Origin of the sequence: Luteibacter sp. W1I16, from assembly GCF_050434905.1 — a bacterium.
In the GTDB taxonomy this organism is placed as follows: Bacteria; Pseudomonadota; Gammaproteobacteria; order Xanthomonadales; family Rhodanobacteraceae; genus Luteibacter.
In genome coordinates this window covers 1,525,913-1,551,340 of sequence record NZ_JBNDJJ010000001.1, presented here as the reverse complement: position 1 = coordinate 1,551,340, position 25,428 = coordinate 1,525,913, and the positions used below count along the sequence as shown (strand labels likewise).

General features: G+C 66.9%; 25 protein-coding genes. 13 read left to right on the top strand and 12 right to left on the bottom strand.

Going from position 1 to position 25,428, the window contains the following annotated elements; translation table 11 throughout:
• The first annotated feature begins 17 nt into the window (after positions 1–17).
• Positions 18–518 carry a hypothetical protein gene (locus QFZ41_RS06995; protein ID WP_429198092.1) on the top strand — a complete coding sequence of 167 codons (501 nt, stop codon included), beginning with the start codon at positions 18–20 and terminating at the stop codon, positions 516–518.
• A gap of 50 nt (positions 519–568) precedes the next feature.
• Here the strand turns inward: QFZ41_RS06995 and fdhE are convergent, their stop codons facing one another.
• The 12 genes from fdhE to QFZ41_RS06935 form a co-directional block, all read right to left on the bottom strand.
• Positions 569–1,513: a formate dehydrogenase accessory protein FdhE gene (gene fdhE, locus QFZ41_RS06990; protein WP_429198091.1), complete on the bottom strand. Its 945-nt coding sequence runs from the start codon at positions 1,511–1,513 to the stop codon at positions 569–571.
• Positions 1,510–2,169 carry a formate dehydrogenase subunit gamma gene (locus tag QFZ41_RS06985; RefSeq protein ID WP_429198090.1) on the bottom strand — a complete coding sequence of 220 codons (660 nt, stop codon included), beginning with the start codon at positions 2,167–2,169 and terminating at the stop codon, positions 1,510–1,512. Before QFZ41_RS06985 ends, fdhE begins: the two co-directional genes overlap by 4 nt.
• The gene (gene fdxH / locus QFZ41_RS06980) at positions 2,166–3,092 is read right to left on the bottom strand and encodes a formate dehydrogenase subunit beta (protein ID WP_429198089.1); all 927 of its coding nucleotides are present in this window, start codon (positions 3,090–3,092) and stop codon (positions 2,166–2,168) included. The genes QFZ41_RS06985 and fdxH overlap by 4 nt, the downstream gene beginning before the upstream one ends.
• Positions 3,093–3,102: 10 nt before the next feature.
• The gene (gene fdnG / locus QFZ41_RS06975) at positions 3,103–6,177 is read right to left on the bottom strand and encodes a formate dehydrogenase-N subunit alpha (RefSeq protein ID WP_429198088.1); all 3,075 of its coding nucleotides are present in this window, start codon (positions 6,175–6,177) and stop codon (positions 3,103–3,105) included.
• 154 nt (positions 6,178–6,331) lie between these two features.
• Positions 6,332–7,252, bottom strand: coding sequence for a GTP cyclohydrolase FolE2 (gene folE2, locus QFZ41_RS06970; RefSeq protein WP_429198087.1), 921 nt, complete (start codon positions 7,250–7,252; stop codon positions 6,332–6,334).
• Positions 7,253–7,265: 13 nt separating this feature from the next.
• Positions 7,266–8,555, bottom strand: a complete 1,290-nt coding sequence (locus QFZ41_RS06965; RefSeq protein ID WP_429198086.1) for a S8 family serine peptidase — start codon at positions 8,553–8,555, stop codon at positions 7,266–7,268.
• Complete coding sequence (locus QFZ41_RS06960; RefSeq protein ID WP_429198085.1) at positions 8,552–9,205, bottom strand: anti-sigma factor family protein; 654 nt, start codon at positions 9,203–9,205, stop codon at positions 8,552–8,554. The genes QFZ41_RS06965 and QFZ41_RS06960 overlap by 4 nt, the downstream gene beginning before the upstream one ends.
• Positions 9,202–9,801, bottom strand: a complete 600-nt coding sequence (locus QFZ41_RS06955) for an RNA polymerase sigma factor (protein ID WP_429200198.1) — start codon at positions 9,799–9,801, stop codon at positions 9,202–9,204. Before QFZ41_RS06955 ends, QFZ41_RS06960 begins: the two co-directional genes overlap by 4 nt.
• A 55-nt stretch (positions 9,802–9,856) precedes the next feature.
• Positions 9,857–10,537: a TorF family putative porin gene (locus QFZ41_RS06950; RefSeq protein ID WP_429198084.1), complete on the bottom strand. Its 681-nt coding sequence runs from the start codon at positions 10,535–10,537 to the stop codon at positions 9,857–9,859.
• Positions 10,538–10,609: 72 nt separating this feature from the next.
• Positions 10,610–11,008: a c-type cytochrome gene (locus tag QFZ41_RS06945; RefSeq protein ID WP_429198083.1), complete on the bottom strand. Its 399-nt coding sequence runs from the start codon at positions 11,006–11,008 to the stop codon at positions 10,610–10,612.
• A gap of 21 nt (positions 11,009–11,029) precedes the next feature.
• The gene (locus QFZ41_RS06940) at positions 11,030–12,352 is read right to left on the bottom strand and encodes a cytochrome C (protein ID WP_429198082.1); all 1,323 of its coding nucleotides are present in this window, start codon (positions 12,350–12,352) and stop codon (positions 11,030–11,032) included.
• A 56-nt stretch (positions 12,353–12,408) separates the two neighbouring features.
• Positions 12,409–12,957, bottom strand: a complete 549-nt coding sequence (locus QFZ41_RS06935) for a cytochrome b (RefSeq protein WP_429198081.1) — start codon at positions 12,955–12,957, stop codon at positions 12,409–12,411.
• A gap of 143 nt (positions 12,958–13,100) precedes the next feature.
• On the opposite strand from QFZ41_RS06935, the gene QFZ41_RS06930 reads away from it, so the two are divergent.
• The 12 genes from QFZ41_RS06930 to QFZ41_RS06875 all read left to right on the top strand — a co-directional run bounded on the left by QFZ41_RS06930 (position 13,101) and on the right by QFZ41_RS06875 (position 25,421).
• The gene (locus QFZ41_RS06930; RefSeq protein WP_429198080.1) at positions 13,101–13,529 is read left to right on the top strand and encodes a sugar 3,4-ketoisomerase; all 429 of its coding nucleotides are present in this window, start codon (positions 13,101–13,103) and stop codon (positions 13,527–13,529) included.
• Positions 13,523–14,653 carry a DegT/DnrJ/EryC1/StrS family aminotransferase gene (locus tag QFZ41_RS06925; RefSeq protein WP_429198079.1) on the top strand — a complete coding sequence of 377 codons (1,131 nt, stop codon included), beginning with the start codon at positions 13,523–13,525 and terminating at the stop codon, positions 14,651–14,653. Before QFZ41_RS06930 ends, QFZ41_RS06925 begins: the two co-directional genes overlap by 7 nt.
• The gene (locus QFZ41_RS06920; protein WP_429198078.1) at positions 14,650–15,909 is read left to right on the top strand and encodes an O-antigen translocase; all 1,260 of its coding nucleotides are present in this window, start codon (positions 14,650–14,652) and stop codon (positions 15,907–15,909) included. The genes QFZ41_RS06925 and QFZ41_RS06920 overlap by 4 nt, the downstream gene beginning before the upstream one ends.
• Before the next feature lie 23 nt (positions 15,910–15,932).
• Positions 15,933–16,847 carry a glycosyltransferase gene (locus QFZ41_RS06915; RefSeq protein WP_429200197.1) on the top strand — a complete coding sequence of 305 codons (915 nt, stop codon included), beginning with the start codon at positions 15,933–15,935 and terminating at the stop codon, positions 16,845–16,847.
• Positions 16,844–18,013, top strand: coding sequence for a hypothetical protein (locus QFZ41_RS06910; RefSeq protein WP_429198077.1), 1,170 nt, complete (start codon positions 16,844–16,846; stop codon positions 18,011–18,013). The genes QFZ41_RS06915 and QFZ41_RS06910 overlap by 4 nt, the downstream gene beginning before the upstream one ends.
• Entirely contained in the window at positions 17,986–18,828 is an 843-nt protein-coding gene (locus QFZ41_RS06905) for a Wzz/FepE/Etk N-terminal domain-containing protein (protein WP_429198076.1), read from the top strand. Before QFZ41_RS06910 ends, QFZ41_RS06905 begins: the two co-directional genes overlap by 28 nt.
• A 79-nt stretch (positions 18,829–18,907) precedes the next feature.
• Positions 18,908–19,738, top strand: a complete 831-nt coding sequence (locus QFZ41_RS06900) for a class I SAM-dependent methyltransferase (RefSeq protein ID WP_429200196.1) — start codon at positions 18,908–18,910, stop codon at positions 19,736–19,738.
• Positions 19,739–19,741: 3 nt separating this feature from the next.
• Positions 19,742–20,944, top strand: a complete 1,203-nt coding sequence (locus QFZ41_RS06895; protein WP_429198075.1) for an amidohydrolase family protein — start codon at positions 19,742–19,744, stop codon at positions 20,942–20,944.
• Positions 20,941–21,639, top strand: a complete 699-nt coding sequence (locus QFZ41_RS06890) for a class I SAM-dependent methyltransferase (protein ID WP_429198074.1) — start codon at positions 20,941–20,943, stop codon at positions 21,637–21,639. Before QFZ41_RS06895 ends, QFZ41_RS06890 begins: the two co-directional genes overlap by 4 nt.
• Before the next feature lie 20 nt (positions 21,640–21,659).
• Positions 21,660–23,171 (top strand): B12-binding domain-containing radical SAM protein, encoded by a 1,512-nt coding sequence (locus QFZ41_RS06885; protein ID WP_429198073.1) that lies wholly within the window; start codon positions 21,660–21,662, stop codon positions 23,169–23,171.
• A 13-nt stretch (positions 23,172–23,184) separates the two neighbouring features.
• Entirely contained in the window at positions 23,185–24,318 is a 1,134-nt protein-coding gene (locus QFZ41_RS06880; RefSeq protein ID WP_429198072.1) for a glycosyltransferase family 4 protein, read from the top strand.
• Complete coding sequence (locus QFZ41_RS06875; RefSeq protein WP_429198071.1) at positions 24,315–25,421, top strand: glycosyltransferase family 4 protein; 1,107 nt, start codon at positions 24,315–24,317, stop codon at positions 25,419–25,421. Before QFZ41_RS06880 ends, QFZ41_RS06875 begins: the two co-directional genes overlap by 4 nt.
• Positions 25,422–25,428: the final 7 nt, after the last annotated feature.

Genomic DNA, 25,428 nt, shown 5'->3' with positions numbered 1-25,428 from the left:
TTTCAGGGAGAGGAACCATGAACTACGAACACACGACGGATGCGCTCAAGGACATGCTGGTGGTATCGGGCCGCCTGGAGGAGTGGAGCAAGAAGCTGCATAAGCAATCGGAAGATACCCAAGCTGCGATTCGGGCTACCCGGGAACGGGAGGAAGCTCGCTTCATGCAAGATATCCTGACCATGCATGAAGGGCAGCACCGGCGCATCGAAGCGGCACTGCGGCCAAGGATCGTTCGGCCATGGCAGATGATCGCTGCGTTGGCCGGCCTGGGTATCCTGCTCTTCGCCGGCTTCCTGCTCCTCTTGAACAGGGCTAACACCCGATTGAAAGATGCCGAAATTCGCGCCGGTGCTGCCGAAGTTCGCGCCGATGTGCGGGAGGCGTTGCGTCACGTCGATATCACCTCCTGTGGCGGCCGGCCCTGCATTCGTATCGACAGGCGGAGCCCGACATGGAAGAGCGGAAACGCTGAATACGTCGTTGTCGACGGAGGAAGCGTAGCCGGCAAACGGTGATGAACGTTGGGCGCACCGATCGGCCAGTGCGGCGCAAGCATCGGCCGGTGTTATTGGTCCTCGTCCTCACCAGCCAGCAGCAAGGGGTTCGGCGCATGCCGCGCGAAACCGGCCTCGGCGATCAACAGGTCCAGCCCCAGCGAAGCGAGGTCGTCCGCGAACGGGTCGGCCTGCATGTCGTGCACCTGGAAGAACAGCTTTGAGTAGGTGTGGCAGTCGGCACAGGTCTCGGCCTTGACCAGGCCGTTGTCGCCCTCGATGGATTGGAGCGAAAGGTGGCGCGTGCCGCCGCAGGTGATGCATACGGCGCGCACGTGGTTCCACGCGGTGGAACACATCGAGCAGTGCAGGTAGCGCGTGCCGGGCGTGGTGCCGCTTGCGGTGATCACGCCCGAAACCGGCGGTGAACCGCAGCACGGGCAAAGGCCGCGTTCCTCCAGGAGGCGAAGTTCGTCGACGTTCAATCGAGCGGCGGAACAGGTGAAATAGACCTGCAGGGCAGCGGCGACATAAACCGCCGCGCCCGCGTCCGCGGTAGACAGACCCCCGCGCAGGAAGTTGTCGGCCAACTTGTCCAGCGTGACATGGTCGCCACGTCGCAACGTCTCCATAGCGTCGAGGGCGGGAGGTGGCAACCCCGCGACGTCGATGCGATCGAGCAGCAGCATCAACCCGTCGCGCCATGAAACGTCACGGCGATGGCCGTCCGCCGCCAGCGGCGGCAATCGCGCCTCGGTCGCCTGCGCCACGGTATCGGTCCCGAGCGTGGCGGCGGGGCCGAGCGTCGTCGCGACGGCGTGCTGCGCGCGTGCCAGTCCGGCCATGAAGCGCAGCCACGCTTCCATCGGATGGCCCGCCGCAAGATCGTCGAGCCGCTTCGCCGTCGTCGCGAAGCGTCGCGATGGATCGGCGAGCACGATCGGATCGGGAGCCTTCACGCCTGCGTGGGAAGGACCGCTCCACTTGGCGTTGGGTGGTGACTCGGCTTGCTTCACGGGTCTTTCCTGGGCGTGGTCTTGCCGCGCTGGCCGGAAGCCAGCTCCAAGAACCACTTGCGATGATGATGCCAGGCCCAGCCCGGGGTGACATAGCCCTGGGTCATGCTGCGCACCGAGTTGCGGATCCAGATGGCCGCATAGACGTGGGCCACCCAGACGAGGATGGCCGCGATGGCTGCCAGGCTATGGATGAGCACGGCCACGCGTTGCACCTCGATCGAGGTGGCCCCGCCGAAATAGACTTCCCAGATCAGCAGTCCGGTGAGGAACAGCACCGGGACCAGCAGCGTCATCGCCCAGAACACGGCCTTCTGGCCACTGTTGTTGCGGCCGATCGGAGGTACGTGTTCGTCGTCGTTGACGACGACCTGGACGATCGCCTTCGACCATGCGACGTCGTCCTTGTTCGGCACGTTGATGCGCCAGAACTGGATGATCATGCCGATCCAGCTGAGCATGAAGAGGACGCCGAACCACGGATGCGCCGCCCGCGCCCATTGCCCGCCGCCGAACAGGCCGGACAGGAAGAACAGCATCGGATGGAACATGGACAATCCGGACAGGAGCAGCAGGATGAAGAGCCCGGCGTTGGTCCAGTGGTTGATCCGGTTGACCGTGGTGTAGCGGGTGATCGCATACTTCGGGCGGGTCATGACTTCTCCTCCGGGTCCGGTTCACGCTCTCCACGCAGGGCACGCGCGGCCGCTTCCTCGTCCTCTTCCGTGATTTCGTTCGGGCCCACGGTGATCCAGTGGAAGAAACCGGCGATGGCGGCGAAGGCGATGCCCGCCACGGCCAACGGCTTGATGATGCCCTTCCACGCCTCGACCACGGGGCTGATGCGCGGCTTGTCGGGCAGGCCGGAATAAAGCGATGGCTTGTCCGCGTGGTGCAGCACGTACATCACGTGCGTGCCGCCGACCTCCTTCGGATCGTACAGGCCGGCATTCTCGAAGCCGCGCGATTTCAGGTCCTCGATGCGCTCACCCGCCCAATGGGTCATGTCGCTCTTGGAGCCGAACATGATGGCGCCGGTGGGGCAGGCCTTGACGCAGGCAGGCTCCAGCCCGACCGAGACGCGGTCGGAACACAGCGTGCACTTGTACGACTTGTGGTCTTTCTTGCTGATCCGGGGAACGTCGAACGGGCAGCCCTTCACGCAGTAGCCGCAGCCGATGCACTTGTCGCTGATGAAGTCGACGATGCCGTTGGCGTACTGCACGATCGCGCCGGGCGCCGGGCACGCCTTCAGGCAGCCCGGATCCTCGCAGTGCATGCAGCCGTCCTTGCGGATCAGCCATTCGAGGTTGCCCTGTTCGTTCTCGTACTCGGCGAACTTCATCAGGGTCCATACGCTCGGCCCCAGGTCCATGGGGTTCTCGTACGAGCCTTCGAAGTGACCGATCTCCGGACGCAGGTCGTTCCATTCCATGCAGGCCGACTGGCAGGCCTTGCAGCCGATGCAGCGGCTCACATCGATGAGCTTGGCGACCTGGTCCTCGTGGCTGCGCGCCACGGGGGGCGTCATCGTCGAGGCCGAGCGCCGGACATAGTCTTGGGATTGCAGGTCTGACATGTCGTGGGCCTCAGGCGGTGACCGGTGCGCTGGTCTTTTCGACGTTCACCAGGAACGCCTTGAACTCCGGCGTCTGCGTATTGGCGTCGCCGACGGATGGCGTCAGCGTATTCGCGCCATAGCCCTTCCGGGCCTGGCCGGTGAAGCCCCAATGCAACGGCACGCCGATCACATGGGCAGGCTTGCCGTCCACGATGAGCGGCTTGATGCGCTTGGTCACGTAGGCCTTGCACACCACTTCGCCACGTTTGGACGACACCTTCACCCAGCCGCCTTGCTCGATGCCCTTCTCCCTCGCCAGGACCTCGCCGATTTCGACGAATTCCTCCGGCTGGAGGATCGCGTTGATCAGCGCGTGCTTGGTCCAGAAATGGAAATGCTCGGTGAGGCGGTACGTGGTCGCCACGTACGGGAAGTCCTTGGCGTTGCCGAAGGCGGAGCGGTCGTCGGCGAAGACGCGGGCCACCGGGTTGTTATTGACCTTCGGATGCAGCACGTTGTCCACCGGCGATTCCATCGGCTCGTAATGCTCGGGGAACGGGCCTTCCGCCATCAGGTTGCGGGCGAACAGGCGGCCCATGCCTTCGGCGTTCATGATGAAGGGACCGACACCGTCGGAGGGCTTCACGGTCGGGCCGTAGTCGGGCACGTCGATGCCGACCCAGCGCGTGCCGTTCCACTCGATCACCGGTTTCTTCGGGTTCCAGGCCTTGCCTTCGAGGTTGGCGCTGGCGCGGTTGTAGAGGATGCGGCGGTTGGCCGGCCACGCCCACGCCCAGTTCGGGGCGATGCCTTGCTCGCGTGGATCGGTCGCGTCGCGGCGGGCCATCTGGTTGCCTTTCTCGGTGAACGAGCCGGTGAAGATCCAGCAACCCGACGCGGTGGTGCCGTCGTCGCGCAATTGCGCGAAGGCGTCCAGCAGCGTGCCGGCCTTGGTCGTCACGCCCGTGGCCGGGTCGGTGATGTCGACCAGCGCGCGGCCGTTCATGTCTTTCGCCAGTTCCTCCGGGTCCGGTGCGACCGGATCGGTGTACTTCCAGGTGACGTTGAGGATCGGATCGGGGAAGGCGCCGCCCTCCTTGCGATACATCTCGCGCAGGCGATGGAAGATGCCGCTCATGATCCAGATATCGGACATGGCTTCGCCCGGCGCCTCGGCCGCCTTCCAGTGCCATTGCAGCCAGCGCGCCGAGTTGACCAACGAGCCGTTTTCCTCGGCGAAGCAGGTGGTCGGCAACTGGAACACCTCGGTCTGGATTTCCGCGGGCTTGGCGGGATTCTGCGGACCGAAGTCCTGCCAGAAGCGCGAGGTCTCCGTGTCCAGCGGATCCATGGTGACGAGGAACTTCAGCTTGCTGAGTCCCCGGCGGATCTTGCCGCGGTCCGGGAACGCCTGCAGTGGATTGAAGCCCTGGCAGATATAGCCGTTCATCTGCCCGGCGTTCATCATTTCGAACGCCTTGATGATGTCGTACAGGGGCACGTCGAGCTTCGGCAGCCAGTCGTAAGCCCAGTTGTTCTCCTGCGTGGCGGCGTCGCCATACAAGGACTTCTGCAGGCTGACCACGAACTTGCGGTAGTTCTGCCAGTAGCTCGTCTGGCCAGGACGCAAGGGCTTGAACAGCTTCGTCGACATGTACTCGTCGAAGCTGGTTTCCTTGTCGTTGGGCAGGGTCAGGTAGCCGGGCATCTGGTTGGACAGCAGGCCGACGTCGGTCAGCCCCTGGATGTTGGAATGCCCGCGCAGCGCGTTCATGCCGCCGCCGGCCACGCCGATGTTGCCCAGCAGCAGCTGGATCATGGCCATGGCGCGGATGTTCTGCGCGCCCACCGTGTGCTGCGTCCAGCCCAGCGCGAACAGGCTGGTCATGGCCTTGTCGGGCGCGGCGGTGCTCGCGAACAACTCGCAGATGTGCAGGAACTTGTCCTGCGGCGTGCCCGTGATGCGCGAGACCATTTCCGGCGTGTACCGGGCCACGTGCCGCTTGAGCAGGTTGATCACGCAGCGCGGGTCCTGCCAGGTATCGTCCGACCTGGCGAAACCCTGCTCGTCCAGCTCGTAGTCCCAGCTCGACTTGTCGTAGCTATGGGTTTCGCTGTTGTAGCCGCTGAACAGGCCGTCCTGGAAGTCGAAGCCATCCTTCACGATCAGGCCGGCGTTGGTATACGCGCGTACGTATTCGTGCTGGATCGCATCTTTTTCCAGCAGGTAACGCATCACGCCACTCAGGAACGCGATGTCCGTGCCCGGCCGGATGGGGGCGTAGTAATCGGCCACGGAGGCCGTGCGGGTGAAGCGCGGATCGACGACGACGAGCTTCGCGCCGTTCTCGATCTTCGCCTCGATCACCCACTTGAATCCGCAGGGGTGCGCTTCGGCGGCGTTGCCGCCCATCACCAGGACGACGTTGGCGTTCCTGATGTCCTGCCAGGTGTTGGTCATCGCACCGCGACCGAATGATGGGGCCAGACTGGCCACCGTCGGTCCGTGTCAGACGCGCGCCTGGTTGTCGAACACCACCATGCCGAGGGAGCGGGCGACCTTCCAGGTGAGGAAGGCGGTTTCGCTTGACGAGGCCGAGGCCGCCAGCATGCCGGTGCTGGTCCAGCGGTTGACCGTGGTGCCGGCCGCGTTCGTGGCGATGAAGTGCTTGTCGCGGTCTTCCTTCATCAGCCTGGCGATACGGTCCAGGGCGAAATCCCAGGAGACGTCCTTGAACTCGGTCCCTCCCGGTTCGCGATAGCGCGGCGTCTTCAGGCGGGTGGGCGCATGCACGATATCGAGCAGGGCCGAGCCCTTCGGGCACAGGGTGCCACGGTTCACCGGATGGTCCGGATCGCCCTCGATATGGATGATGTTCGAGAGGGCGTTCTTCGCCCGGTCGCCCATGCTGTAGATGAGGATGCCGCAGGCGACCGAGCAATACGTACAAGTATTGCGCGTTTCAGTCGCGTGGGTGAGCTTGAAGGGACGGACGGCGGCGGCTTGCGCCACGCCCGATCCCCCGAAGCCGAGCATGCCCATGCTGGAGGCGGCAAGGCCCAGGCCGGTGAACTTGATGAACTCGCGGCGGGTGAGTGCCATCGCTTGAGCTCCCTAGGAACTTGGCTAGACAGGCCGCCTCGTCGGAGGCGGCGACGTGGCCGGCGACTTCCCTTGGGGAGGGTCGCAGACGTTCATTCAGGAAGGTACATCAAGTTTCACGCAGGGTCGATGACGTTTTTGGACGTTTCAACCGTCATGATTTACTGGCGAACGCCACCGCGTCGTGCGCATGCAGGCTCTCCTGGTGCTCTAGCCGGACGTGGTAGTCGGCGAGGTCCGCGTCACCGTCCAGCACTCTCTGGATCCGCCGCGCCGCGTCCTCGCAGAACATGAGGTTGCCGCCATTGGCGAGGGCGAAGGCCTGCTCGTCTTCGCGCTTGACCGCCGTCTGCACGGGCGTGCCGAGCGCCGCTTCCACGGCGTCGAGCAAACGGATGAGGTTCGGAGTGGCACCCTCGGCGTAGCTCACGCTCAGGCGCGCGACGCTGCGCTGCGCGTGCGGCGTGGCGACGATGCCTTGCTCGCTGCCCAGCCAGGCCAGCACGGCCGCACGGTCGAGTGGAGCATCTGCCGCGAAGTCCTCCGTGAAGCGCTCCTGGATCAGTTGGCGGGCCAGGGCGGCGGAGGCGGGGCAGGTGGACGAATAGGTCACCTCGGTCGACAGCCCGAGACGGAACCCGTGCGCGTCCCGCGTGGCTTCGATCGTCACCGGATACGCACGCCAGCCGCTGTTGTCGCTGCGCAGGGCTCGCCGGCGCACGAGATGCTGGAAGCGGATGGTGATGCGCGCGCGGTCCGCCAATCCCTCGTGCGATGCCAGGAAGGCTTGCAGCATGGCGTCGATCGTCGCCGTGTCCAGGCCGCGCGTGCTCAGGTATTCGTCCACCATCAGGTAGAGCCGGGACATGTGGATGCCACGCACGTCCGGTCGCACGAGGTTGACGAAGGCGCCGATCTTCGCCGCCGCGAACCGGGTGACGCCGTCGCCGGCGTCGAAGCCCACGGGGGCGTCGATGCCGTCCATGCCCACCCATTCCAACGGGGCGCCGAAGCGCGGGGCGGTCTGCGTGGCGACATCGGGCATCGCGCCCGTCGTGTCCGAAAGGATCTTCATGGGTCGTCGCCGATCAGTGGTCGTGGGGAGTTTCGCTCGCGCGCAGCGCGGCGACCGCCGAGGCGGCGTTCACCTCGAGCATGCCGTTGGTGACGGTGCTCGTGCGCAGCAGGATGTCGCGGGCCGTGCGGGCGTCCAGCCGCGGTGCCAGGGACAGCAGCAGCGCGACGATGCCACTCACGTGGGCCGTCGCCATCGACGACCCGGAGGTGAAGTCGTATCCGCCGCCCGGCTGGGTGGTGAGGATGTCGTTGCCCGGCGCGCTGACGATGCCCGTCGGCGCCGGCGTGGTGGCGCTGGAACGGACCACGATCACGCCGGGCGCGTTGTCGGGAAAACCGCCGGTGGTTCCGTCGGGTGGCAATGCCGCGACCACGATGCGTCCCTGGCCCACCAGCTGCGCCAGCAGCTTGCCGAGCAGGGGATCGGCAGGGCCGCCCAGGCTCAGGTTGACGATGCGCGCATCGGTGTCGTTGACGGCGGCGAGCGCCTTGGCAAGGGTGAAGGAATTGCAGCGTGCGGCGCGCTGGCCGGGCGGGTACCAGCAGGCCTTGTAGATGCTGAGCCGCGATTTCGGCGCGATGCCGACCATGCCCTGCCGGTTGTCGCCCACCGCCGCGATGACGCCGGCGACCTCGGTGCCATGGCGGTCGTGGTTGAATGCCGAGGTATCGCTGTCCACGGCGTCGTCGCTGTCGTGGATGTGGCCTTGCAGGTCGGGGTGGGAGATGTCGACACCGGTGTCGACGATCGCCACGTGCACGCCCTGGCCCTGCGTCACCGTATGCGCCACGGCCGCATGGGTTTCCACGAAGCCACGTTGCAGGTCGGTGTACGGATCGTTGTATTTCTTTCCGTCCTGGGGCGCATCCGAGTAGACCGAATAATCCTGCAATGCCTGCGCCAGTTGCACGCGGCCATCGCCGGCCAGGCGTGCGACCAGCGCGTCGCGGTCCGTCCCCTGCGGCGGTTTCAGCACCACGCAGTAGGCGCCCAGGGCCTTGATCGGCCAGCCGGCGACTTCATGCATGCCATAGGCGCGCTTGATGTCGGACAGCACGGAGATGGCCCGCTGGCCCGCGCCATAGTTTGCCGACGGCGCATAGCCGAGCAGGTTGGAACCGGCATGCGTCGGGGCCGGTTCGAGGGGATTGGCCACGACGAGCACGATGTCGCGTTCGCTGTCCATGGCGACGACGCCACGGACAGGCGCGTCGCCTCCCCGAGCCACGTCCGGTCGCACGGGAGCGCAGGCGGCGAGGGTGGAAAGGAACACCGCCAGGACGAAAGGGGCGTGCTTCATGGGGTGTCGGTGACGGGTTCCGCGAAACGGATGCCCGGATCGGCGCGCAGGCGCTGCAGGGTTTGCGGCGCCGGGGCATTGCCGTCGGTGGAGACGAGCGTATACGCGCCCACGTCGTTCGGACCGCCGACGACGCGCAAGTGGTACTGGTGCAGCAGGTTGTTCCACTCGGCCACTTTCAGGGTCGCCACGGGTACGACGTGGAGCGAGCCGGGAGCGGCGGGCGCGGATTCCTGGCTCAGCGTGCGGTAGGCCGGCGCGGCCGCGTGGCCGCCGCTTTCGCCCCCGAGCTTGATCCCGAGCACGCCGATGCCGATGGCCTGGATCAGCACCGCGGCGACGAGGCCGCGGGTCAGCCAGTTCGACGACGCGGCCCAACGCGAAGCGGGGACACGCTGCGGGTCCGCTTCCTCGATGCGCGACAGCAGGCGGGCGAGCCCGGCTTCCGCGTCGATATCGAGATCCGGCGGCAACGCCAGCGCGGCGCGCAGGCGCTCCTGCTGCGCGAATTCCTCGCGGCAGGCCTGGCATTCGGCCAGGTGCATGTTCAGCCAGGCGCCCTGCACGGGCGACGCGTCACCCTGGAGTACCCAGGGCATCGCTTCCCAGGCGCGCGGGCAATCCCGGCCGATGTCCTTCTGGAAAGTCATGGCACGATCTCCCTGTTGATGGTTCGCTCGCCGGCAAGCCCCGGGAGCACGTTGCGCAGTTTCACCCGCGCATGGAAAAGCCGTGCCTTCACGGTGCCCACCGGGCATTGCATGATCGTCGCGACATCGTCGAGCGTATGGCCGATGCCGTAGACCAGTTCGATCACCACGCGCTGGTCGGCGGAAAGACGGTCCAGGCCCTTGCCGAGCCAGTCGCGCATCTCGCGGTCGTCGCCGGGATCGTGCGAGGGCGTGCGGTCTTCCGGCACGCTGTCTTCGTCGACCGGCTCGCTGCCGTGCTGTCGCAGCGCCTTCAGTCCGCAGCGATAGGCGATGCCCATGATCCAGGTGGATACGCGGGAATCGCCCTGGAACGTGGCCGCCTTCTGCCAGGCGATCCAGAAGCAGTCGTTGATCGCTTCCTCGACGACGTCCGTGCGCCGGGTCAGGCGTGAAAGGAAGCGGACGAGCCGCCCGTGGTATCCGCGGTACATGACCGCCAGCGCGGCGCGATCGCCGGCCGACATGCGCTGTAGCAGCATGCGGTCGGCGGCGTCGGCGTCGAGTTCGGCTTCGCTCATGGGCTCGGAAGGCATTCGGATGGGACTCATGAGTACCGTGGTGGGCCTGAAAGGTTGCGCCGGCTACCTTTCAGAAGGCCCACGACACCGTCGCAACCCAAGGTGAGACATCAGGCTGGAAGTCGAGCCTGTCGCGATTGCTCATGATGTGGGCCAGGTCGACCCGCCACGGGCCCTCGTTCCAGGTGAGGCCCAGGTGGCCATAGTAGTAGTGGTTGCGGCGGTCGTAGCCGCTACCGCGTGGCGGAATGAGCTCCTGCGCCACGCCGGCGCTGGCCGTGACCGAGAACCGGTGGGCCAGGGGCCAGCGCAGGCCCAGGTCGGCCGCGCCTCGCGGGCGTTGCCCTCCGTAGTCGTTCATGTGCGCCGCCGACACGTTGAACGTGAGCACGTCGCGATAGATCCAGCCCACCCCCAGCTCGGTGCGGCCGTAGGTGCGTGCCTGGCCGTGGCGGGGATAGTGGTAGTAGAGAAGGTTCGACTGCATCTGCCAGTCGTCCGACAACGACCACGAACGCGCCACCTGGGCGAGGGTCTCCACGAAACGCCGGGGCGTGCGCAGCTGTGCGCTCGCCGAGGCGCCGACGGACCAGCCGCCGGGGAGAGACCAGGTACCCGCGCCCTGGAGGATCGGGCCGGACGGCGTGATCGCCACGCCGCGGTCGACCAGTTGCGAGCCCAGCGCCACCACGCCGCTCCATGACGTCGATTGCGCCTGCGCGGGCGCCGCCGCTCCCGCCGCGAGGAGCATCCATATCGCCCCGAAGCGATACCGGGGCGGGGCGTGAGTGGGGCGGTGCTCCAGCATCGGCTGGGTCTGGCCTCAGTGGAGGGTGTCGAGGTAAGAAATAAGATCGTCCAGTTGCGTGGCGTCGGTGAGGCCGTCGTATTTCATCTTGGTGCCCGGGTTGGCGATCTTCGCGGGTTGCGAAAGATACGTATGCAACTGTTGGGGCGTCCATGTCCACGGGCTTTGCTTCAACGCATCGGAATACTCGTAGTCGGTCACACTTCCCGCCTTGCGACCGACGATACCGAACAGGCTGGGGCCTTTCTTGTTGCGGCCTTCCTTCACCGCATGGCATTCGGCGCACTCGGATTTGAAGACGTCGGCGCCGGCCTTGGCGTCGCCGGCGTGGACGGGCGGTGCCAGGGCCCAGCCGCCGGCCAGCAGGGCCGCGGCGGCGAGGCGCAGGGTTTGTCGCACGATCGGGTTCAACACGCTGTCGCTCCTGAGGTGGGATTAGAAGGCGAGGCTCGCCGTCACGTAAAACGCGTTCAGGTCTCCCGCATTCGTCGGACGGGCCCCCGGCGGGGCGAAGAAGATGTCGTCGCCCCTGCCATTGAAGCGGGTGAAGCGGAACCAGTTGGCCGCCAGTTTCAGATTGGCGATGGAGGTATACGAGTCGTCCCTGCCGAAGGGTGTCCAGAACACGGTGAACACGTTGCTGGTGGTGTCGGGGCTGCCCGAGGGGCCATAGCGCGCCACGTCGTTCGAGCCGGTGCTCGTCATGTGGCTGACCGAAAGCCCGTAGCTTTGCTTGAACGTGTAGGTGACGCTCGCCGTCTGGTCATGCACATTGCCGTGGTCGCGCGCCTGCACGCCGCCGATCACCGGGGCGCTGCCGTAATCACGGCGTTCGAGGATGTTCACGTAGGCCACCTGGACGATGTGATCGCGGTTGCCCAGGTATTGGTAGGTCAGGTCGTAGCCGAGATCGGTGAGCTTGTCGGTCGGCCCGGAACGGGGGAGCTGGCGCTTCGTCGTCAGGCCCACCACGCCCGCGGAGAAGAACTGCCGCTTCATGTCCTTCATATAGGCGAGGCGGAAATAGCCCGTGTCGCTCAGCCGCCCGGGGTCGCCGGCCACGTTGTAGCCGAGGTGGTCTTGCGAGGAGGTCGGCAAGGCGCGGTAGGTGCCTGCTTCGCCGTACCAGTTCGAATCGTAGAGGCCGTACACGCTGGCGCCGATGACACGGTTGGCCAGTGAATTAGGGCTGGAAGGATTGAGCAAGGTGCCGGTGACGCCGGAGGGCCCCAGGTTCGAGAACGACGGCAGCGCGCCGATGGGGTCATTGAAGCCGGGACTGTTGTTCACGCTCACGCCGATCAGCGCATCCTTGCCGTGGATCTTCAGGTCCTTGGCGACGAATCGCAGGTCGACATTGCTCAGCCGCGGGTTATAGGTGTTGTGGCCCGTATGGTCGGCTTCGATCTTCACGTAGCCGCCGACCTGGTCGGTGAGCCGTCCGGCCAGGTACAGGTCGCCTTCGCTGAGCTGGGTGCTGCTTTCGCCGCGTGCCGGTGCGGAATGGCTTTCGATCAACTGCATCGACAGCGGGATCTTGTGGCCCTTGCCGTCCGTGTCGGTGTAGCCGTTGAGCTTGAAGCGCATGCCGTAGGGCGTGAGCGCGGGGCCGTAGGAGCCCGCATGGCAGTCCGCGCAGGACGCGCCTGTCTGCCTCGCGTAGGCGGGGATCGCGTGCGCCGCGGTGCTGGCCAGGAGCAGCAGGAACGCGGTGAATACGGCCCGGAGGGTGTGTCGTCGGTGCGATATCGGCAACATGGCGGGGTCCTTCTTCCTTTGTCGATCGGTGGCAACGGTAAAGCGGCCGCCGCCCATCAGCGGCGGCGCCCCGGGAACATCATTCGGAGGGTGTGGTCGCGCAGCACGAAGTGGTGCCATAGCGCCGCGGCGAGATGCAGCGTGACCAGCGCGAGCAGGGCCCATGCGGCGTCCACGTGCAGGGACTGAAGCGTATCCGCCAGATCCTCGTCCTCGCCGATGAGGGCGGGCAGGGTGAGGCCGAAGAAGTGGACGGGTGTGCCCGCCGCGCTCGACATGGCCCAGCCGAGCAGGGGCAGGGCGAGCAACAAGGCGTAGAGCGCCACGTGCGTGAACCCCGCCAGCACGCGGACGAGCCTCGAATGGTCACCGCCGGATGGCAGTTTGCCGTAGCGGATGCGCAGGCCCACACGTACGGCGAAGAGCAGCAGGACCAGCAAGCCAGCGTGGCGGTGCCCTTCGAGCAGCCATTGGCGCAAGGCGCGGCCGTCGAGTTCGTCGCGTAGCAGGATCAGCGTCGCGGCCACGCACACGCACACGACCGTCAGCCAATGCAATGCCACCAGTTTTCGCGGGCGCCTCGGTGCCGCGTCGTCGTTGTCCACTGTCGTGCCCCATCCATCCTCGTGTTCCGCTTGAGTGCCGGCAACGCGGAGGAAGGTTGTGCCGCCGCGGTGACGCAACCTTCGGGGAAGCCACCGGCACTCAATCCCGACTCTTGCCGCCACCGCCACAGCCGGGCCATCGCATGGACATCCAACCGATTTCCCTGACCTCGCACGGCGACAGCCGGGGAATGCTCGTCGCGCTGGAGCAGGAGAGGAACGTTCCCTTCCCCATCCGCCGCGTTTACTACCTGTTCGCCACCACGCCCGACGTGCATCGTGGCCGCCATGCGCACCGGCGGCTGAACCAGTTGGCCATCGCCGTGCGCGGCCGCGTCACCTTCCTTCTCGACGACGGTGGCGGCCCGGTCGAGGTCGTGCTCGACGATCCCACCAAGGGGCTCCTGTTGGGCGCGATGGTCTGGCGCGACCTCTACGATTTCAGCGACGACTGCGTGCTGATGGTCCTCGCCGACCAGCATTACGATCCCGACGACTACATCACCGACTACGACGATTTCCTGCGCGAGGTCCGTGGCGGCAAGCGGGTGGAAGGGGTGGCGGGATGGTGAGCGTCGCCCCGCCACGGGTACCGTTCCTGGATCTCGGCGAGGTGAATGCGCCGTATGCCGAAGAGCTCAAGGCGGCGGCCAGCCGGGTCATCGACTCGGGTTGGTATGTCCTGGGCGAAGAGCTCCACGCCTTCGAGCGCGAGTTCGCCGGCTATTGCGGTACGACGCATGCGATCGGCGTCGGCAACGGCCTCGATGCCTTGTCCTTGATCCTGCGGGCCTACCTGGACCGCGGCGTGCTCGCCGAGGGCGACGAGATCATCGTGCCCGCCAACACCTTCATCGCCAGCTTCCTCGCGGTCACGGCGAACCGGCTGGTCCCGGTGCCGGTCGAGCCGGACGAAGCGTCGTTCAACCTCGATCCCACCCACGTCGAGGCGGCCATCGGTCCACGCACGCGCGCCATCATGGCGGTGCATCTTTACGGGCGCCTCGCCGACATGACGGCGCTCTCGGAGATCGCGCGGCGCCGTGGGCTGCTGTTGATCGAAGACGCGGCGCAGGCGCATGGCGCCTACTGGCATGACCACAAGGCCGGTGCGCTGGGCCATGCCGCCGCTTTCAGTTTCTATCCCGGCAAGAACCTGGGCGCACTGGGCGATGGTGGCGCGGTCACCACGGACGACGACGAACTGGCGGCGGACATTCGTGCCCTGCGCAACTACGGTTCGCCGGAGAAGTACCGCCATGACAGGTTGGGCGGCAACTCGCGCCTGGATGAAATGCAAGCGGCCATGCTGCGCGTGAAACTGCCCCACCTCGATGCGGACAACGCCCGCCGTCGCGCGGTGGCCGACGCGTATCGCGCACGCATACGTCATCCGCACATCCATCTTCCGGCAGCCGGTGCGCCCGGAGCGCACGTCTGGCACCTGTTCGTCGTGCGCAGCGCGCGCCGCCAGGCCTTGCGCGAGCACCTCGCCGCGCATGGTGTCCAGGCGCAGGTCCATTATCCCGTTCCGCCCCACCGGCAAGCGGCTTATGCCTCGCTACGGGAACTGAGCCTGCCGCTCACCGAGCGACTCCACGCCGAGGTGTTGAGCCTGCCGATGGCCGCGACCCTGCGCAACGATCAGGTCGAGCGCGTGGTCGAAGCATGCATGTCGTTCGCGGGCGGCCCATGAATTTCGTCCGTTCGGGATTCTATGCGGCCCTCGGCACGGGAGCCCGGCTTCTCGCGGCGCTGGTCGTCGTGAAACTGGTCGCCTCGTCGGCCGGTCCGGAAGGCGTGGGACGGCTCGGCCAGTTCATGAGCCTGATGTCCGTGCTGGCCGTGTTCGCGGGCGGAGGCATCAGCTCGGGCGTGGTGAAATATGTCGCCGAGTATCGCGAGGACAGCGTCCGCCTTTCACGCCTGCTCGCTGCCGCGCTGTGGTACGCGCTGCTTGCTTCCTGCGTCATCGGCACGGGCACCCTGCTGCTCAGCCGGCAGATCGCGACATGGCTGATGGGCGACGCCGGCTACGCCGGCCTGGTGCGCGTGCTCGCCGTCGCCCAGTTGGGCATCGCGGTCGTCAACTACATGCTCGCGGTGATCAACGGATTCATGGACGTGCGGCGGCTGGCCCTGATCCAGGTTGCCGGATCGATCCTGGCGATGCTCGCCGCGCTGTGGTTGTCACGCTGGCTGCATCTTTATGGCGCCTTGCTGGCGCTCGTGCTGGGGCAGTCCCTGTGGTTGCTGGTGGCCTTTCCCGCCTGCTGGAAAAGTTCCTATTTCCGCCGCGGCATGTTGCGCGTGCGCTTCGACCGGGAGATGACCGGCCGCCTCGCCGCGTTCTCCACGATGACCCTGACCTCGGCGCTGGTACCGCCCCTGGCCAACATCGCGGTTCGCGACCACCTCGCCCAACGCTTCGGATGGGAGCAGGTCGGCTATTGGCAGGCGGTGAGCAGGGTGTCCGATGCCTATCTGCTGTTCTTCGTCACCGCGATCACGATCCACTACCTGCCGAAACTGGCGTCGACGAGAGACAAGGCAGCGCTGCTCGTGGAGTTCCGCCAGGCGTACCGGACGTTGTTGCCGGTGGTCGTGGCGATCGCGTCGATCGTCTATCTCCTGCGTGAACCCATCACGCGCCTGCTTTTCAGCGCCGACTTCATGGCGGGTGCGAACGGCCTCTACGCCCCGCAACTCCTGGGCGACGTCTTCAAGATCGCGTCCTTCATCCTGGCCTACTTGATGCTGGCGAAGTCGATGACCCGGCTTTTCATCGTCTCCGAGATCGTCTTCGCGGCCACCTATGTCCTGCTCGTCTGCGCCTTCACCATGACCTTCGGCGTGATTGGCGCGATGTATGCCTTCGCCACCAACTATGCCCTCTACCTCGGCTTCAACGTCGTGGTGGTGCGGCGCTACCTGGGAGGACTCCGGCCGTGACGGAGAAGCCGAGTCCCGCATCGATGCCGCTCGTGTCGGTGCTCATACCCGCGTTCAACCACGAGGACTTCGTCCAGCGCTGCCTGGACAGCGTGCTCGACGACCCTTATCCGGCGAAAGAGATCGTCATCATCGACGATGGTTCCACGGACCGCACGGCGGAGCGCATCGAGGCCTGGCTGGCGACCCATGGCGGGGCCATCGCCGTGGAGTACGTCAGCCGGGAGAACAAGGGCATCGCGGCCACGTTGAACGAACTGGCGGCGCGCGCGCGGGGTGAATACCTGCGCATCGGCGCCAGCGACGATTACCTGTTGCCCGGCGGCTCCGGCGTTCTTGTCCGCTACCTCATCGAACATCCGCACAAGGGGGCGGCGATCGGCGACTGCATCGTCGTGGACCGCCACGGCGCGAAGATCCTCGACAGCGGAATGTCAGACCTCCACCATGCGAACAAGAGACAGTATTTCTCCGACGACGGCATCCGCCGTGCCGTGATCAGCCACTGGGCGATCGGCGGCCCCGTCACGATGCTGCGCAAGAGTGCGCTGGAGACCGTGGCCCGCTGGACAGAGGGCTTGCGCATCGACGATTGGGACCTGTTCCTGCGCCTCGCGGCGAGGGATGCCATCGGCTTCGTCGACGAGAAAGTCTGCGCCTACCGCCTGCATGGCGCGAACTTCAGCAAGACCCGCCATACCGCCACGCGTATCGTGAATCTCACGGAAGCGAGGCAGGTGGCCTTGCGCCGGTTGTGCATGTTCGACGAACCCGATCGCACCCTGCTTCGTGCCGAGGCGTTCCGCATCGGTGCCAAGATCGCCTTCCTGCAGGGGCGCTCGTGGCTGGTCGCGGTGCAGATGACGGCCTATGTGTCGTTGTTCGTGCTGTCACGCATACGCCCCGTCCCGCAGCGTCATCGGGTCGGCGAAGCATGAAGGGACTTTTGCGCCTGCCGTCGGCCTATCTTTGCCTGCCACTCCTGCTTGCTTGCGCGATCACGCCGCTGACATACGACCTGCCATCCGGCTACGGCCAGGGCATCCTGCTGCTGGTCCTCGCGGCGGCGGCGATCCTGGCGTTCGATGCGGTGGTGGGCATCCGGTTGCCGTCGCCCGCGCAGTTTCGCGCGCGGCGATACGCTGGAACCCGTGAGGCATTCGTGGCCCTGGCCTTTGCCGCGGTGGTGGTGCTGTTCTGCGGCCTCGACCTCGCACTGTTCCCCATCCCCCTGATCGACGATCCGTCGTCGTACGCGACGATGGAGCCCGGGCGGGAGCACCTGCGGCATATCTCGGACATGTGCTGGACCTTGCCCGTCATCGGCCTGCTGTGCACGCGCCACGCGGGCTTGCGCTATGCGCTCGTCGCGGTGGGGCTGGTATTTCCCGTCCTCGTGATCGATCGCAACCGCATCTTCGCGGCGTTGTTCTCGATCGCCTTTGTCATGATCTTCCGCCGTGACGGCAGCAAGCCATTGCCCTGGAAGGCCATCACCGTGCTCGGCCTGCTTGGATGCGTCGTCTTTTCGGTGCTCGGCGCCTTGCGCTCCGGGTCGCTGGATAACGTGACGCTGCCTTTCAGCGACTTCTACAAGGCGGCTCCCCAGGGTATCAAGTGGCTGCTCCTCTACATCAGCGCGGGCCCGTACAACTTCGGGGCGATGCTGGCCAAGCATTACGTCAACGCCGATTTCCTGATGCACCAGCTCGTGCCCGGCAGTGGCCCCTTGCTGACCACGGACACCGACATTCCCCTCGATGCGATCAACATCAACGTGGGCACCGAATACCTTCCGTTCCTGCTCGCCTGGGGTGCGGCGGGGGCCTTGCTTTCGATCGCCGCCGCGTATGGCGTGCTGATCTGGTGCGTGCGCCGGTTGCGTCCGAACGTGCCGCTCTTCGGCTTGCTGATGTTCCTGCGCATCGCGTACGTCGCGGTCATGTCGCCCTTCGCACCCCAGATTTTCATCTGGATGAATGCCGCCTTCCTCGTTATCTGCTTGCTGCTTCAGCTGCTGGCGGCGCTGCTGCCGAATCGAAACCCTTCCCCTTGCCCTACCGACGAGTCCCCCGCATGGAACGAGCCGACGAAATCTACCTGATCGACATGTGGCGCATCGTCGTCCGCGAGTGGCGCTGGTTCGCCGGCACGGCGGCCGTCGTACTCATGCTCACCTTCGCCTACCTGCATGCATCGCGCAGCCAATGGGAAGCGACGACGTGGATACAACTGGGCCAGATGGGCGTCACGCCGACCGGGCAGGATCCCAAGATCGAACCCTTTCAGCGCACCCTGGAGCGGCTGGAGACCGTCGCTTTCCAGAACGACGTGCTCAAGAGCGTCGGCGTACCTGTCGAAGCCCCTGAGGCGAGGCTTTACCGGCGCAGCCTCAAGCTGGAGCCGCTGCCGTACGCGAACATGATCAAGATCCATGTGCGGGCCTATTCGGAGCAGGACGCCAGCCAGCTCGCGTCGGCGACCGTCTCGGTGCTCCAGGCCATCCACGCGCGCCTCGGCGCGCAGCCCCTGGAACTGGCGCACGACCGCCTGCGCGAGGTCGAAGCCAACCTGAAGCAGGCCAGGGCGGACCAGGAGCGGCTGTCGCGTGAGGCGAGCGGCGGCAAGGATGAAGAGGCACGGCTGGCCGCCCTGCTGCTCGCGAGCGCGAACGACGACGTCCGCGCGCTCGAACAGGCGCGCAGCGACCTGGTCACGCGGCTCGCGGCGAACTACACCTCCGCCACGACGATGCCCTGGCCGATCGACGCGCCGGAAGGCAGGGTTTTCCCCAACGCGCTGCTGACCTGGGGCATGGGCGCGCTGGCGGCGGCCTTCCTCGCTTCACTGGCGGCGGTCGCGCGTCATGCCTTGCGCCGCCGCCACGCCCGCGCCCCGGCCGCGGTGCGCATGGCATGAGTCAACCAAACGCGCCCCAAGCGGCACTCATGGGTATCACACCATGGGTTCGGAGATCGACATGACTGGCCAGGCACGGATGGAGCGCTTGCCGTCCTCGGGAGGCCTCGACGAGGCGCAACTCAAGGAAACGCAAAAGGCGTTCGACAGCGTCGCGGCCGATTACGACGGTCCGCGCGGCAACAACGAACTCATCCAGCGCATGCGCGGCACGATGTGGAAGACCCTCGGCGGCCTGCTGCCCAGCGGATCGCGGCTGCTCGATCTCGGCTGCGGCACGGGCCTGGATGCCGTCGAACTGGCGCGGCATGGCTACGAGGTGGTCGCCAGCGACTGGTCGCCCGAGATGGTGGAACGCACGCGCACGCGCGCCGCCGCGGAAGGGGTGGGATCGAAGGTGAGCGCGGTGCATCTGGGCGTGCAGCAGCTGGACCAGCTGGGTGGCCGCTTCGATGGCGTGTACTCGAATTTCGGGCCGCTGAACTGCGCGCCCGACCTGCGCACGGTCGCGAACGAATGCGCGCGCCTCGTGCGCGCCGGCGGCAGCCTCGTCTTTTCCGTGATGGGCCGCATCTGCCCGTGGGAGGTGGGCCACTACGCCGTGCGCCGGCGGTTTGGCCGTGCCGGTATCCGTTTCGCGCGCGGGGCGCGGTCGGTGGGCATGAACGGGCACACCATCTGGACGTACTACTACATGCCGCGCGAGTTCTACGCCGCGTTCGAGGAACACTTCGAACTGGGTGGCTATCGTGCCTTGAGCCTGTTCCTGCCGCCGCCTTACATGGTCGACCGCTATCGACGCCGGCCGGGGTGGTACGAGCGCCTGGGCCGCATGGATGACCGTCTCGGCGGATTGCCCTGGCTGCGCGACATGGGCGACCATTTCCTGATCGTCATGCGCCGGCGCTGAGCGGTGGACACCACGCTTTCCGGCGCCGGCCTGGTCACCGCGACAGGCACGTCGCGCGCACCGCTGCACCTTGCCGGTGGCCGCATCGGATCGCGCGCGGCCAAGGCGGCATTCCCGGTGGACCTGCGCGACCACCTGGTCTTTCCGGGATTGATCAACGCCCATGACCACCTGCAAGTGAATGGAGTGCCGCCGCTTCCCGCTCACGCACCGTTCCCGAACAGCTACGCATGGATCGAGGCGTTCCAGCGGCATTTCAGCGATCCCGCCGTGGCCGCCGCCCTGGCCATACCCAAGCAGCGGCGGCTGCGCCATGGCGCGCTCAAGAACCTGCTCGCGGGCGTCACCTGCGTCGCGCACCACGATCCGTGGCATCCCGAGCTCGACGCGCGGAATTTTCCCGTCGCGCTGCTGCGCGGCCACGGCTGGAGCTACACCCTGGACGGACCCGCCTACGGGCCGCCCGTGCAGGCGAGCTTCGCGGCCACGCCACCTTCCCGCCCCTGGATCATCCATCTCGCCGAAGGGACCGACGTGGTGGCCGCCGGCGAGCTCACGCGGCTGGACCGGCTCGGTTGCCTGGCCGCGAACAGCGTACTGGTACACGGGGTGGGTCTGGGCGAGCGCGACATCGATCGCGTCATCGCGGTGGGAGCGTCCGTGGTGTGGTGCCCGGGCAGCAACCGGCGCCTGCTTGGCCGTTCCCTCGATCCCCGTCGCTTGCACGCGGCGGGACGCCTCGCGATCGGCAGCGACTCGCGCCTCAGCGGGGCGCGCGACCTTCTCGAGGAATGGCGCGAGGAATCCCCGCGCGGTGAACTGGACAGTCGCGCGTTACTTGCGTTGGCGACCTCTGCCGCCGCACGGGTACTTCGCCTCGCCGGGCGCGGTGGCCTCGACCCCGGATGCACGGGCGACATGGTGATCGTCGCGGATCGCGGTGGCGACGAGGTGGACAGCCTGGTCGGCCACACCCGCGCCGACCTGCGCGCCGTGGTACGTGATGGCTTGCCGCGCCTTGCCGATCCCGACTTCGCCGGCTGGTTCGCCGCCGCCGGCATCGAGACCGTGGCGGTGACGCTCGATGGGAAGGCGAAGCTGCTCGCCCGCGACCTCGCCGACGACGACCTGCTCGCGCTGGAGCCGGGGTTGGAGCCGGTATCACCAGCGGCGCCTGCACGGCGCCGGGTCGGGGGTGCCCGGTGAACGCCACGCCGATCCTCGAACCCTCGGCCGCGTACGCGCTGTGGGCCGACAGTTACCCCGCCCACGCGCACAATCCGGTGATGCGTGCCGAGGAGCGCGCGATGCTCGGCTTGTTGCCGGTCGACCTGCACGGCCAATCCGTGGTCGATGCGGGTTGCGGCAGCGGCCGCTACGTGCGCCATGCGGTCGAACGCGGCGCGGCACGCGTGCGCGGCGTCGACCTCTCGCCCGAGATGCTTCAACGCGCGGCCGGCGCATTGGCCGACGTCGCCACGAGCACGCATGTCGAACTGGGTCGGGGTGACCTCGAATGTTTGCCGCTACCTTCGGACGACGCCGACATCACGCTGTGTGGCCTGGTGATCGGACACCTCGAGCGGCTCGAACCGTCGCTCGCCGAATTGCGCCGCGTGACCCGGCCGGGCGGCACGATTCTTTGCAGCGACGTGCATCCCACCGGCCACGCGCTGGGCTGGTTGCGTGATTTCAAAAGCGGTGGCCGGCGTTACGCCGCGCGCCACACCCCTCACCTCTACAGCCACTGGCATGCGGCCTGCTCGCACCTCGGCCTCGTCATCGAACACGTGCTCGAACCCATGCTCGATGCCGCCGATATCCCCGAGGGCGCGCGTTTCGACCGCCTCGCGCTCGACGTGCCCGTCGCCCTGGTCTTCCAGCTGCGCCGGCCCTCCTGAACCCTTGCGATCCGCCTCCCATGACCTCTTCCCCGAATACCCTGCTGGTCAACCCGACGATCACCTCACGCGGTAGCGCCCGCTTTCCGCTCTCGTTGCTCCACCTGGCCGCCGCGCTGGATCGCACGGGCACGAGCCGCGTCGTGGACGGCAACATCGACCGCGACGTCGTCGGCGCGACCTTGCGAGCGATCGAGACGGAGCGCTTCGATGCCGTCGGCATCAGTGTCATGGGCGGCCCGCAGATGGAGCCCTCCATCGCCGTATCGAAGGCGATCCGTGAGCGTTTCCCGCGCATGCCCATCGTGTGGGGCGGCTATTTCCCGACCCTGTACACCGACACCGCGCTTTCGGCACCGTACGTGGATTACGCCATCCGCGGCCAAGGCGAGGAAAGCCTGCCGGAACTGATGGCGGCGCTGGGGCGCCCCGACGCCGATGTCTCGCGCATCGGCGGGCTTTCCTGGAAGCGCGACGGCGACATCGTGCACAACCCCAGCCGGCGCTTCTCGCTCGGCGACAGTGGCATCGTCTTGCCGTACGACAAGCTCGGCGATCCGCGCCGTTACCTGGCGCCGACCTTCCTCGGCCGGCGCACCGCGGCGCACCAGGCCGCCATCGGTTGCCGTTTCCGCTGCACGTTCTGCGGCGTGGCGGCGATGTTCGGTGGCACGACGGCATTGCCCGCCGTGGCACGCCTCGAACGCGACCTCACCTACCTCAAACACGGCCTGGGCGCCGATTCGATCCAGTTCTTCGACCACAACTTCTTCGACCGCGAAGAGGACATGGTGCCGCTACTGGAAGTGATGGCGAAGCTGGAACTGCCCTGGTGGTGTTACGCGCGTTCCGACGCCTTGCTCAACCTGTCGGAAAGCTCCTGGAAGCTGGTGCGCAAGAGCCGGTTGCGCATGGCCTACATCGGCGCCGAGTCACCCAGCGGGGCGATGCTGAAGGAAATCCGCAAAGGCACGCGGCCCGACCAGACCCTCGAAGTGGCGGAACTGTGCCGCCGCCATGGCGTGATTCCCGAGCTTTCGTTCATGGTCGCGCCGCCGCAGAACACCGAGGAAGAGACCCTGCACACCTTCGAGTTCATCCGTGAACTGAAGAAGATCAACCCGCAATCGGAAATCATCGTTTACATCTATACGCCGCTGCCGGAAGGGAGCAAGCACGAGAAAGACCGTGGCAAGCGCGCTTCCACGCCCTTGCTCGACCTGAATGGCGAGCCGGTGGTCTTTCCGTCGACTCCCGAGGAATGGACGCAGAAGCGGTGGGTGGACTACGCCTGCCATGCGGATGCTCCGTGGCTGTCGGACGACCTGCGCAGGCACATCCAGGATTTCGTCACGGTGCTGCGTTGCCGCTACCCGACGGTGCAGGATCTGCGCTCGCCGCCGTGGGCCAAGCGCGGGCTGAGTGCGATGGCGTCGTGGCGCTACCAGCGACGCAAATACGACAAGCCCTGGGAACTGAATCTCGCCAACCGCCTGGTGCGGCTGCGCCTGCCGCAGGTCTCCGGACTCTGAGCAGGCGGCGCACATGCGAGCCGTCCTGATCAACTTCGCCGCCGCGCCCGCGCCACTCGACGCGGATGCGATCTTCGATCGGTGGCCATCGTTGGCCGATATCGCCGAAGCCATCGCCAGCGGAGGCACGCGGGTGACCGTGATCCAGATGGCGGGCTTCAGCCGGCATGTGACACGCGGCGGCGTCGACTATCGCTTCGTCGACAGTCGCGAACTGCATGGCGCCGGCGACCTCGGCCGATGTGCCGCACGTCTCGCCGGTGAGGCGGGCGCGGATATCGTGCACGTGCACGGCCTGGCTTTCGCGCGACACGCGGCGGTACTGACGCGATGTCTTCCCGGAGTGCCGGTCGTCCTGCAGGATCACGCGAACGGCCTGCCGTCGCGATGGCGGCACATGCCCTGGCGGCGCTGGTATGGCGCGGCCGACGGCATCGTCTTCACCGCGCTCGAACAGGCCGAGCCCTTCACGCGGCGGCGATTGTTCGGGAGGCATACGCGGTTGATCGCGATCCCCGAAAGCAGCAGTCGCTTCTCGCCCGGTGACCGGCACGCCGCCCGCGCGGCCACCGGCTTGCATGGCGATCCTTGCGTACTTTCCGTCGGACACCTCGCGGCGGGCAAGGACCCGTTGACCATGCTCGATGGCGTGGCCCGGGCCTGCGAGCGCTTGCCCGGCCTGCAACTGTGGTGCGCGTATGGCACGGCACCGTTGATGGCCGAGGTGCGCAGGAGGATCGACGGCGATGCCCGGCTGGCCGGGCGCGTCCACCTGCTGGGAGCCGTGCCGCATGCAGGGATCGAGCGGCTCATGCATGCAGCCGACCTGTTCGTCTCGGCGAGCCTTGCCGAGGGCTCCGGGTACGCCTTGCTGGAGGCGATGGCATGCGGTCTCCGTCCCGTGGTGACGGACATCCCCTCGTTCCGCGTGATCACCGGGGGCGGACGCGTCGGCAACCTGTGGCCTCGCGGCGACGCGGCGGCGCTGGCGGGGGCGCTCGTCGCGGCGGCATCGGACATCGTTGCGTCCGCTACGTCCCGGCACGAGGTGCGCGAGCATTTCGACGCCTCCTTGTCGTTCGATGCGCTGGGCCGTCAATGGGCTGAGGCGTACCGCCAGCTCGTGGATGGAAGGAACGCCGCATGAAAATCGCACTGGTGCTTCCCGGCGGTGTGGACCGGGGAGGCGAGCAGAGGGTGATACCCGTCTTCCTCGCCCTGATCGAGCGCCTTGCGCGAGCGCACGAGGTGCACGTGTTCGTGTTGCACCAGGAGCCGGAACCCGGAACCTGGCCCCTGCGGGGAGCGACGATCCACAACATCGGCGAAGGCCGCACCGTATGGCGTGCCATCGCGGCGATCCGCGCCGAACATCGCGGCGCACCCTTCGATATCGTCCAGTCGATCTTTTCCGGGCACTGCGGCCTGATCGGCGTCGTGGCGGCGAAATCGCTGCGACTCCCGGTGTTCGTACATATCGCTGGCGGCGAGTTGGCCGCCCTGCACGCCATCGGCTACGGCGGAAGGCGGAAGTGGCGAGGCCGGCTGCGCGAGGCGGTGATCCTGCGCCTCGCGGACATCGTGACCGCGGCGAGCGCGCCGATCGTCGATGCCTTGCATGCGTTGGGTATACCGGCCAGGCGCGTGCCCCTCGGGGTCGATACCGGCGCATGGAGGCCGCTCGCGCCGCGGCCGCGCGATCACGCGCCGGCGAAACTGATCCACGTCGCCAGCCTCAACCGCGTGAAGGACCAGGCGACCTTGCTGCGCGCACTGGCGATCCTGGCCAACGCGGGGGTCGACTTCGACATGCGTATCGCCGGGGTGGACACGCTCGGCGGCGAGATGCAGGAACTCGCGCGGTGCCTGGGCATCGAGCGGCGTGTCACCTTCCTCGGGTTCCATACGCAGGCGGAGTTGCGGCCCCTCGTGGCTTCGTCGGACCTGCTGGTGATGTCGTCGTTGCACGAAGCGGGGCCGCTGGTGCTTCTGGAAGCCGCCGTGGCGGGCGTACCGACGGTGGGTACGGCCGTGGGCCACATCGCCGAATGGGCTGGCGCGGCGGCGTTGGCGGTACCGGTGGGCGACGCGAGCGCGCTGGCGGAAGCGATGTCCCGCCTCCTGGACGACGATGCGTTGCGCATGCGTCTCGCGAACGAAGCGCAGCGGCGTGCGCTGGCGGAAGACGCCGACCATACGGCCGCCACTTTCGAAGTCATGTACCGCGCGTCGCGGCCGTCGCTTCCGTGACGGCCAC

Coding starts and splice junctions, on each gene's coding strand:
- QFZ41_RS06880 (WP_429198072.1), top strand. CDS start 23,185: ATGCGAGCCGTCCTGATCAACTTCGCCGCCGCGCCCGCGCCACTCGAC.
- QFZ41_RS06995 (WP_429198092.1), top strand. CDS start 18: ATGAACTACGAACACACGACGGATGCGCTCAAGGACATGCTGGTGGTA.
- QFZ41_RS06985 (WP_429198090.1), bottom strand. CDS start 2,169: ATGACCCGCCCGAAGTATGCGATCACCCGCTACACCACGGTCAACCGG.
- QFZ41_RS06930 (WP_429198080.1), top strand. CDS start 13,101: ATGGACATCCAACCGATTTCCCTGACCTCGCACGGCGACAGCCGGGGA.
- QFZ41_RS06925 (WP_429198079.1), top strand. CDS start 13,523: ATGGTGAGCGTCGCCCCGCCACGGGTACCGTTCCTGGATCTCGGCGAG.
- QFZ41_RS06920 (WP_429198078.1), top strand. CDS start 14,650: ATGAATTTCGTCCGTTCGGGATTCTATGCGGCCCTCGGCACGGGAGCC.
- QFZ41_RS06960 (WP_429198085.1), bottom strand. CDS start 9,205: ATGACTTTCCAGAAGGACATCGGCCGGGATTGCCCGCGCGCCTGGGAA.
- QFZ41_RS06915 (WP_429200197.1), top strand. CDS start 15,933: ATGCCGCTCGTGTCGGTGCTCATACCCGCGTTCAACCACGAGGACTTC.
- QFZ41_RS06955 (WP_429200198.1), bottom strand. CDS start 9,801: ATGCCTTCCGAGCCCATGAGCGAAGCCGAACTCGACGCCGACGCCGCC.
- QFZ41_RS06875 (WP_429198071.1), top strand. CDS start 24,315: ATGAAAATCGCACTGGTGCTTCCCGGCGGTGTGGACCGGGGAGGCGAG.
- QFZ41_RS06905 (WP_429198076.1), top strand. CDS start 17,986: ATGGAACGAGCCGACGAAATCTACCTGATCGACATGTGGCGCATCGTC.
- QFZ41_RS06965 (WP_429198086.1), bottom strand. CDS start 8,555: ATGAAGCACGCCCCTTTCGTCCTGGCGGTGTTCCTTTCCACCCTCGCC.
- folE2 (WP_429198087.1), bottom strand. CDS start 7,252: ATGAAGATCCTTTCGGACACGACGGGCGCGATGCCCGATGTCGCCACG.
- fdxH (WP_429198089.1), bottom strand. CDS start 3,092: ATGTCAGACCTGCAATCCCAAGACTATGTCCGGCGCTCGGCCTCGACG.
- QFZ41_RS06885 (WP_429198073.1), top strand. CDS start 21,660: ATGACCTCTTCCCCGAATACCCTGCTGGTCAACCCGACGATCACCTCA.
- QFZ41_RS06910 (WP_429198077.1), top strand. CDS start 16,844: ATGAAGGGACTTTTGCGCCTGCCGTCGGCCTATCTTTGCCTGCCACTC.
- QFZ41_RS06900 (WP_429200196.1), top strand. CDS start 18,908: ATGGAGCGCTTGCCGTCCTCGGGAGGCCTCGACGAGGCGCAACTCAAG.
- QFZ41_RS06950 (WP_429198084.1), bottom strand. CDS start 10,537: ATGCTCCTCGCGGCGGGAGCGGCGGCGCCCGCGCAGGCGCAATCGACG.
- QFZ41_RS06940 (WP_429198082.1), bottom strand. CDS start 12,352: ATGTTGCCGATATCGCACCGACGACACACCCTCCGGGCCGTATTCACC.